The following is a 7,629-nucleotide window of genomic DNA, read 5'->3' as shown; positions in this document are numbered from 1 at the left end:
GGGACGAGTGCGTTCGCCACGATGCCGACGATCCCGATCAGCATCACCGCCGCCGAGTACCGACTGTAGTCGGCGGGTGCGAGCAGATGGGCCATCAGCAGGGTGCAGGCGTAGCTGAGGACGCCGACGACGCCCGCGGAGATCGCCAGCAACGCGCTGTGCTGCGCAACGCTTCCGGCGCCTGCGTCCATCGGCCGCGGGGATGCTTCAGCCACGGCCTCCCGGACCGCTGATTCGTCCGTCGTCAGCGTCACCGCGGGCCTGCTGGCGCCCGATCCAGGCCGGGCCTGCCGTGCGGAGCCGCAGCGGGGCCGGCGAGGAGGTCCTCCCGCGTGGCGAGCCGTGTGGTCGCGTCGAGGACGCCGTGGCGGCGGAGCACGGCGGCGGCATCGAAGTCGTCGCAACCGTTGAGGAGCAGGGTGACTCGATCGTCATCGACCACGACCTGGTCGGTGGCCCGTAGCCGGCCACTCCAGTCCACTGTGTCGCGGCGGGCGAACGTGGCCACGGTGGCGATGTCTGGGCGCGCGTTGCGGCGCTGCCGTGCGCCGCTCGCGGTGCGGGCGGTTCTGCCGGCCTCGTCGAGCAGGACACCTGCGAGCAACTCGCTGCTGCGGTCCCAGCTGAAGCAGCGGGCCCACGCCTGGCAAGCCGCCACGATCTCACGCGCCCGGTCCTCCACGGCGAGCTCCCGCAACGCCGCCACCAGGACGTCGCGGAAGTCCACCGGGCGCTCGACCAGCCAGCCGGTGACCCCTTCGACCACGGAGTCCCGGACACCCGGAACGCGCAGCGCCACGCAGGGCACGCCCCACGCCGCCGCCTCGATGATCGAGCACCCCCAACCCTCGGCTGCCGATGTCGATGTGGTGAGCCAGGCTCGTTGCAGCAGCGCGTCTCGCGTGGCGTCGGGCAGGTAACCGTGCATGGTCACCGTCCACTGCAGGCCGAGGTCGACGACGAGGCCTTGCAGCCGCCGCCGTTCCGGCCCGTCGCCCACGATCTCCACGCGCAGCCGGGGTACGCGCCGGGCGACAGTGGCGATCTCCCCGAGCAACAGGTCGACCCGCTTGTGCTGCACGAGCCGGGTGACGACGACGAGCGTGGGATCCGGGTCGCGCGGGCCGCTGAGCGTGGGGACGTCGATCGTGCCGTTGGGCACCACGAAGATCGGCCCGGTGAAGCCGAGCCTGCGGCGCAGCTCCACCCGCGTCGACGGCGACACCGCGGCCGTCGCCCGCGAGCCGTACACGGCACGGGCGACGCGGCCCTCCAGAAAACGTCCGATCGCGGCCATCGGCGGGGAGAAGCGCGTGGCGAACTGGTCCTGGTGAACGTGGTGCACCACCTGCACGACCGGCACCGTCGAACCTACGAAGGCGGGCGCGAAGAACGGGATGCCGTTCTGGCAGTCGATGATCGCGTCATAGTCGCTCCGGGACTGCCGCAGGCGCAGGGCCGCGCGCGGGTAGAGGGTGAGATCTCCGCCTGCGCGCATGACATGGATCCCGTCGACGGTCTCGTACGCCGGCTGCCCACTCGGGCGGGCCGTGAGCCACGAGACGTGGACGCCGGCGGACACCCAGCGACGGGAGATCTGGTGGATGTACTGCTCGGCCCCACCGGCGAGCGGGTGGCGCACATCGCGCCAGTTCAGGACCAGAACACGCGCGCCCGCCAATCGCTCGACCGCGCTCCCGTTCACTGCATTCATGCGGACATCGCTCTCTGCATTCGCAGTATCGCACCGAAGCTCGGAACGCCGTCACGTATCGGATGAAAGCGCGAGTCCGGGGAATCGGTCCACGCGATCGGCAGTTCGACGATGGTGCCGCCGTCTCGCTGGACCCGGTGCAGCAGTTCCACGTCGAATGCAAAACCCTCTGTTCGGCACTGCACGAGGGCGCGCACCGCGGCGTCCCGCTCGAAGAGCTTGAACCCGCATTGCGTGTCACGGACGCCCCTGACGAGGCCGCGCGCAAGGGCCCGGAAGGCTGCGCCGCCCGCCCGCCTGCCTACCTGCTGCGGCCGCACGAAGCTCGATTCGGGTAGGTGGCGCGACGCGATCACCGCCGTGGCGCCGCTCTCGAGGTGCTCGACCGCTGCGGTGAGGGTTTCGACAGGGGTGGCGAGATCTGCGTCGAAGAAGCCGACATATCGGGAACTGCTGTTCAACAGGCCGCGCCGCACTGCGGCGCCCTTCCCCGGGCGGGAGCAACCGACGACTTCGATGGGTATCTCGGCCCCGAGTTCCGCGGCGGCGCGGCGGGCCACCGCCGGGGTGTCGTCGACGCTGCCGTTGTCCACTACGACGAGCCGCGACGACCAGGGCTGGTCGCGGAGGAATGCGACGCTGTGCGCGAGCGTGCGCGGCAACCTGGCCGATTCGTTGAGAGCAGGTATGACCAACTCGACGTCGACGAATGGACGCCGTCGGTCAGCAGGCGTGGAAATGTCGTGCGGTATCCGCATCGACAGTTGATCGGTCACACCAAATCCCCCTATAGCGCACACCCATAGGACACGCCGAATCGTTCGCGTTCAGCGCCGGGCGCTTCTCCGACGGCCACCTGGCCGACGCCCGCAGCACTAGTCGAGTGATCCAGGATCTTCGTTAACGCGCCCCGGCGCGCGGGCCGGGGCGCTGCGTCGACGACCGGTTGAAATCTGGCTCGGTCGCGGGCGAAGACCCGATCGGACTGTCACGCTGCGCTGAATCGCGGGGGTGTCCATCCGCTGTTCGAGGGGATCCGGTACGCCATTCGGCGGGGTTGCACGGCATTCGTCTAGTGATCAACGTCACTCGGTGGTGACGGGGCGGGCGGTGGACGCGCCTGCGCGCCCGCCATCTGACGACACGCGGACGCCGTCGTGGTCAGACGGTCTGCTGGGGCACGAGGGTTCGGTTCTGGGTGGACGTGTGCGCCGGTTCGCTGTGCCGCCGGGGGAGAAGCCGGAACCGCAGCCGGCAGACGACGGCGTCGGTGTGCCGCTCGGCATAGCGGGCAACCACGGCGCCCCGCCGGTTGAACAGCGCCTGCTGCCACCAGTGGTCGGGAGCGACCTCGCCGACGAGCAGCAGCACGCGCTCCCCGGCGGGCTCGGCGACGCTGCGCAGGTAGTGCGCGATCGCCGGCCCGAGAACACGGCTCGGCCTACCGCGCTCGTCGACGGCCGGGAGCAGGACCAGGGGGACGTCCGGGCGCCACTCCTGCCAGCGATCCTGGAGTGAGTCGGCCGCCGCGCGGTCCTCGCTCTCCTCGCCGAGCACGACGTGGACGGCAACCGTCCCGTCGCCCATCGACAGTGCCGCGGACAAGCTCTCCTCGGCCAGCCGGCTGATGCCGACCACGGGCACCACGACCACAGAGGCGGTGGGCCTGGGCGGCTGCGGGCACTGGTCGACCTCGAGCACCTGACCGATCCGGGCGTAGGAGCGCCGCACAGCGACGAACAGCAGCACGAGGAGCGGGATCACCAGCACGATCAGCCATGCCCCGGCGGTGAACTTCTCCGCCGTGAGGACGATCGCCGCTGCCCCGGTCAGCGTCACGCCCAGCACACTCAGAGCAGCCTGCGAGCGCCACCGCGGGCCGCGGAGCGTCCACCAGTGCCGCAGCATGCCTGCCTGGCAGAGCGAGAATCCGACGAAGACGCCGATGGCGAACAGCGGAACGAGCACGGCGACCTGGCCGGCGGAGAACAGGAGCAGCGCGCCGGACAACACAGCCAGCACGACGATCGACGCGCGGTAGACCTGCCGGTCGCCGCGCAGGCCGAACACGTGCGGCAGGGCTCCGTCGGCGGCAAGCCGTGCGGCCAGTACCGGGAGACCGCCGAAGGAGGTGTTGGCGGCGAGCCCGAGCAGCACGACCGTGGCCAACTGCACCACCACGTAGAGCGGGCCTGTCCCGATCGAGCCCTCGGCCAGCAGCGACAGCAGCGTGCGGTCCGTCACCGGACCCGCGTGGAACATCTCGACCAGCACCGCGAGCCCGATCAGCAAGGTGCCGAGCACGAGCCCGAGCCCCGCCTCTGCCCGCCGTGCCCGAACCCGGCCCGGGGCGCGGAACGACGGCGTGGCGTTCGCGATCGCCTCCACCCCGGTGAGGGCGGAGCATCCGTTCGCGAACGCGGCGAGGACCAGCAGGATCCCGACGGTCTGCGGCGTGATCACCGGATCCGTCGGCGGCAGCGGCGCGATCGGGCCGCCGCGGAACAGGCCCACGACGATGAGCACCACCAGCGACCCGACGAAGACCAGGGCGGGGAGGGCGAAGAGCCGTCCGCCGGTCACGACCCCGCGCAGGTTGACCGCGGTCACCAGAAGCAGGACCGCGAGGCACAGCTCGACGGTCCATGGCAGCAACACGGGAAACGCCGAGGTCAGGGCGGCCACGCCGGCAGCGACCGAGACGGCCACGTTGAGCACGTAGTCGACCACCAGCGACGCTGCAGCCACCAGGCCGGCCCGGCGTCCCAGATTGTCGCGGGCAACGGTGTAGGCCCCGCCGCCGTCCGGATACGCGGCGATGACCTGCCGGTAGCAGATGACGAGCACGGCCAGCAGTCCGACGATCACGAGGGTGACCGGCACGGTGAGCCCGATGCCTGCCGCGCCCGCAACGGACAGTGCGAGCACGATCGACTCCGGCCCGTACGCGCAGGACGCCAGCGCGTCCAGCCCGAGAGCGGCGAGGCCGGTGGAGGCGGTGAGCCGATGCCGGTCCGCTGAAGCGGGGCGCACCGGCCGTCCGCGTCGGAGACCAGCGGCGACCTGGGCCATCAGGAGCCTCTTCCCGCGGCAGAGGAGCCGCCGTCAAGCCTGCGGAGGCGGCTGCACCCCGCGGCGGTGATCTTCCGACCAGAGTCGAAATCGGGCAGCTGTTCTCACGCATTCTTGACGAGTGATCCAGACCACCCGGAGGCGTGCATGCCAAGGCCGGGTGAAACGAGCCGACCGCCGTCGGATCTGAGCGGTAGAGGACCGCCGCAGGCGGGCAGAGCGAACGTAACGGGAGGCCCAGGTGATCGATCCGGTGGCCACCGCCCCTGTCATCGCGACCTGGAACGCCGGCCTACGTGGACGACCGGCGAGCTCGGGCGTTTCCGTCCGCGAGTACTCGGACGGCGCGCGGATCGGGCCGCCGCTTGGCCCAAGGAAGAGCCATACATCCATAAAGGACCGCACTCGGCGAAGTGTCTGGTGCGGGATGCGGTGCGAGACACGGACGTCAAGGTTGCATCAAGGTCAACGGCTGATCGCGTCAAGACCGTGTTGACCTGTGTTACTCCTGGGCATCGGACCACGACACTCCCCGCGGCCCGAGTCTGCCGCATGGGCGGGCCACGTTCACGTAAAAGGGGTTTTGATGGCCGACCTGGCCTTCGTGGTTCTGGTGATAGCCGGATTCGCGACGCTGGCTTTGATCCTGAGGGGGTTGGAGTCGCTGTGAACTCGGCCTCCTACATCGTGGGCGGGCTTGTCGCACTCGGCTTGCTCGTCTACCTGTTCATCGCGTTGCTGCGACCGGAGCGCTTCTGATGTCGTCGACTGTTGCCGGCCTGATCCAGGTCGGCGTCATTCTGCTGGTCCTCGCGTTGGTGTGGAAGCCCCTCGGCGACTACATGGCGCGGGTGTTCACCAGCGAGAACCATTGGCGTATCGAGGCGGCTTTCTATCGCGTCTTCCGGGTGGACGCCACCACCGAGCAACGGTGGAGCACCTACGCAGCCGGTGTGCTGGGCTTCTCCTTCGTCAGCGTGATCCTTTTGTATCTGCTGCAGCGGATCCAGCCGATTCTGCCGCTCGGATTCGACCGGGGTGTCGACGGCAACACCGTGCCGGCCGCGATGGCGTTCAACACCGCGGTCTCGTTCGTGACGAACACGAACTGGCAGTCGTACGTGCCGGAGACGGTGCTCGGTCACTCGGTGCAGATGGCCGGGCTGACCGTGCAGAACGTCGTGTCGGCCTCGGTCGGGATCGCCGTCGCGATCGCGCTGATCCGCGGGTTCGTCCGCCACAACACTGACCGGTTGGGGAACTTCTGGGTCGACCTGACCCGCACGGTCGTGCGCATCATGCTGCCGATCTCGTTCATCGGCGCGGTCGTTCTCATGGCGACGGGCGTGGTGATGTCGCTCCGGTCCGGTATCGACATCACCTCTGTCGACGGCTCGACGCACACGCTCCCGCTCGCGCCTGCTGCGTCGCAGGAGGCCATCAAGGAGCTGGGCACGAACGGCGGCGGCATCTTCAACGCCAACTCCGCGCACCCGTTCGAGAACCCGAACGCCTTCACCAACTTCTTCGAGTATTTCCTCGAGCTCGTGATCCCGGTGGCGCTGACCCGCACGTTCGGCACGATGGTCCGCAACACCCGCCAGGGCGTCGTTCTCGCCGTGGTCATGGGGGTCATCTGGCTGGCGTTCGTCGCGCTGGCCTGGCTGTCGGAGGCCCACCCGAACGGCCCCGCTGCCATCGCGGCTGGTGGGGCGATGGAAGGCAAGGAGGTCCGGCTCGGAATCCCGAGCTCGATCCTCTTCGCGATCTCCACGACCGGCACGTCGACCGGTGCTGTCAGCTCGATGCACGACAGCTACACCGGTGGTGCCGGCGGGATCACGATCCTCAACATGCTGCTCGGTGAGGTCGCGCCCGGTGGAACAGGTACGGGTCTGTACGGCATCCTCGTGCTGGCGATCATCGCGGTGTTCCTGGCCGGTCTGATGGTCGGTCGCACTCCGGAGTACCTGGGCAAGAAGCTCGGCCGGGTGCAGGTGACGGCCGCCTCGATCTCGATCCTCGCGATGCCGGCACTCGTGCTGATCGGCACCGGCCTCGCGATCGCGCTGCCGAGCACGCTGGACGCGCTCAACAACGACGGCTCGCACGGCTTCTCCGAGGTGCTGTACGCCTACACGTCGACTGCCAACAACAACGGCAGTGCGTTCGCCGGAATCACTGTGACCAGCGACTTCTTCCAGTCCACGCTCGGCCTGGCGATGCTCTTCGGCCGGTTCGTGCCGATCCTCGCCGTGCTCGCACTGGCCGGTTCGCTCGCGAAGCAGAAGCGGGTGGAGGCCAACGCAGGCACCCTGCCGACGGACGGCGCTCTGTTCGGCGTGCTGGTCGGCGGCACGATCATCCTGGTCGCGGCACTCACGTTCTTCCCGGCCCTCGCGCTCGGGCCCATCGCAGAGGCCCTCTCGTGATCACGGGCGTCCGTCAGCACTTGTCAAACCCGAGAACAGCCGTGGGACGACCGCGGCACCTGATTGTCAGCAAGGAGCGGGCGTGAGTCTCGAGATCAAGGAGCGCCCGGCCCCGGCGGAGGTTCCGACGGCGGGCCAGGCGGTGAAGGCGGGGGCGTTCAGTCCTCGTCAGTTGTGGGAGTCGTTGCCGGAGGCGCTGCGCAAGCTGGATCCGCGCACGCAGTTGCGTAACCCGGTCATGTTCGTGGTGTGGGTCGGGTCCGTTGTCGTGACGGTGATGGCGATCATCCAGCCGTCGGTGTTCGCGTGGTGGATCGCGGTGTGGTTGTGGTTCACGGTGTTGTTCGCGAACCTGGCCGAGGCGGTGGCGGAGGGTCGGGGTAAGGCGCAGGCGGAGTCGCTGCGGCGTAC

General features: G+C 69.2%; 6 protein-coding genes and 1 pseudogene. 3 read left to right on the top strand and 4 right to left on the bottom strand.

The window, feature by feature from the left end:
* The 4 genes from ABD743_RS38590 to ABD743_RS38575 form a co-directional block, all read right to left on the bottom strand.
* Positions 1–215 (bottom strand): hypothetical protein (locus ABD743_RS38590; protein ID WP_344728691.1); only part of this gene is annotated, 215 nt, incomplete at its 3' end.
* Between the two features lie 35 nt (positions 216–250).
* Positions 251–1,714, bottom strand: a complete 1,464-nt coding sequence (locus ABD743_RS38585) for a glycosyltransferase family 4 protein (RefSeq protein WP_344728690.1) — start codon at positions 1,712–1,714, stop codon at positions 251–253.
* Positions 1,711–2,490, bottom strand: coding sequence for a glycosyltransferase (locus tag ABD743_RS38580; RefSeq protein WP_344728688.1), 780 nt, complete (start codon positions 2,488–2,490; stop codon positions 1,711–1,713). The genes ABD743_RS38585 and ABD743_RS38580 overlap by 4 nt, the downstream gene beginning before the upstream one ends.
* 385 nt (positions 2,491–2,875) lie before the next feature.
* Positions 2,876–4,747: an APC family permease gene (locus ABD743_RS38575; RefSeq protein ID WP_344728686.1), complete on the bottom strand. Its 1,872-nt coding sequence runs from the start codon at positions 4,745–4,747 to the stop codon at positions 2,876–2,878.
* A 705-nt stretch (positions 4,748–5,452) separates the two neighbouring features.
* Here ABD743_RS38575 and kdpF point away from each other — a divergent pair.
* The 3 genes and pseudogenes from kdpF to ABD743_RS38560 form a co-directional block, all read left to right on the top strand.
* Positions 5,453–5,545 carry a K(+)-transporting ATPase subunit F gene (gene kdpF / locus ABD743_RS38570; protein ID WP_241043261.1) on the top strand — a complete coding sequence of 31 codons (93 nt, stop codon included), beginning with the start codon at positions 5,453–5,455 and terminating at the stop codon, positions 5,543–5,545.
* The gene (gene kdpA / locus ABD743_RS38565; protein ID WP_344728684.1) at positions 5,545–7,218 is read left to right on the top strand and encodes a potassium-transporting ATPase subunit KdpA; all 1,674 of its coding nucleotides are present in this window, start codon (positions 5,545–5,547) and stop codon (positions 7,216–7,218) included. Before kdpF ends, kdpA begins: the two co-directional genes overlap by 1 nt.
* 82 nt (positions 7,219–7,300) lie before the next feature.
* A pseudogene (locus tag ABD743_RS38560) lies at positions 7,301–7,629 on the top strand (potassium-transporting ATPase subunit B); the annotation flags it as partial.

Origin of the sequence: Pseudonocardia yunnanensis (assembly GCF_039534065.1) — a bacterium.
GTDB lineage: Bacteria > Actinomycetota > Actinomycetes > Mycobacteriales > Pseudonocardiaceae > Pseudonocardia > Pseudonocardia yunnanensis.
Note: the sequence above shows the minus strand (reverse complement) of the source record. Positions and strands in the feature narration are given on the sequence as shown.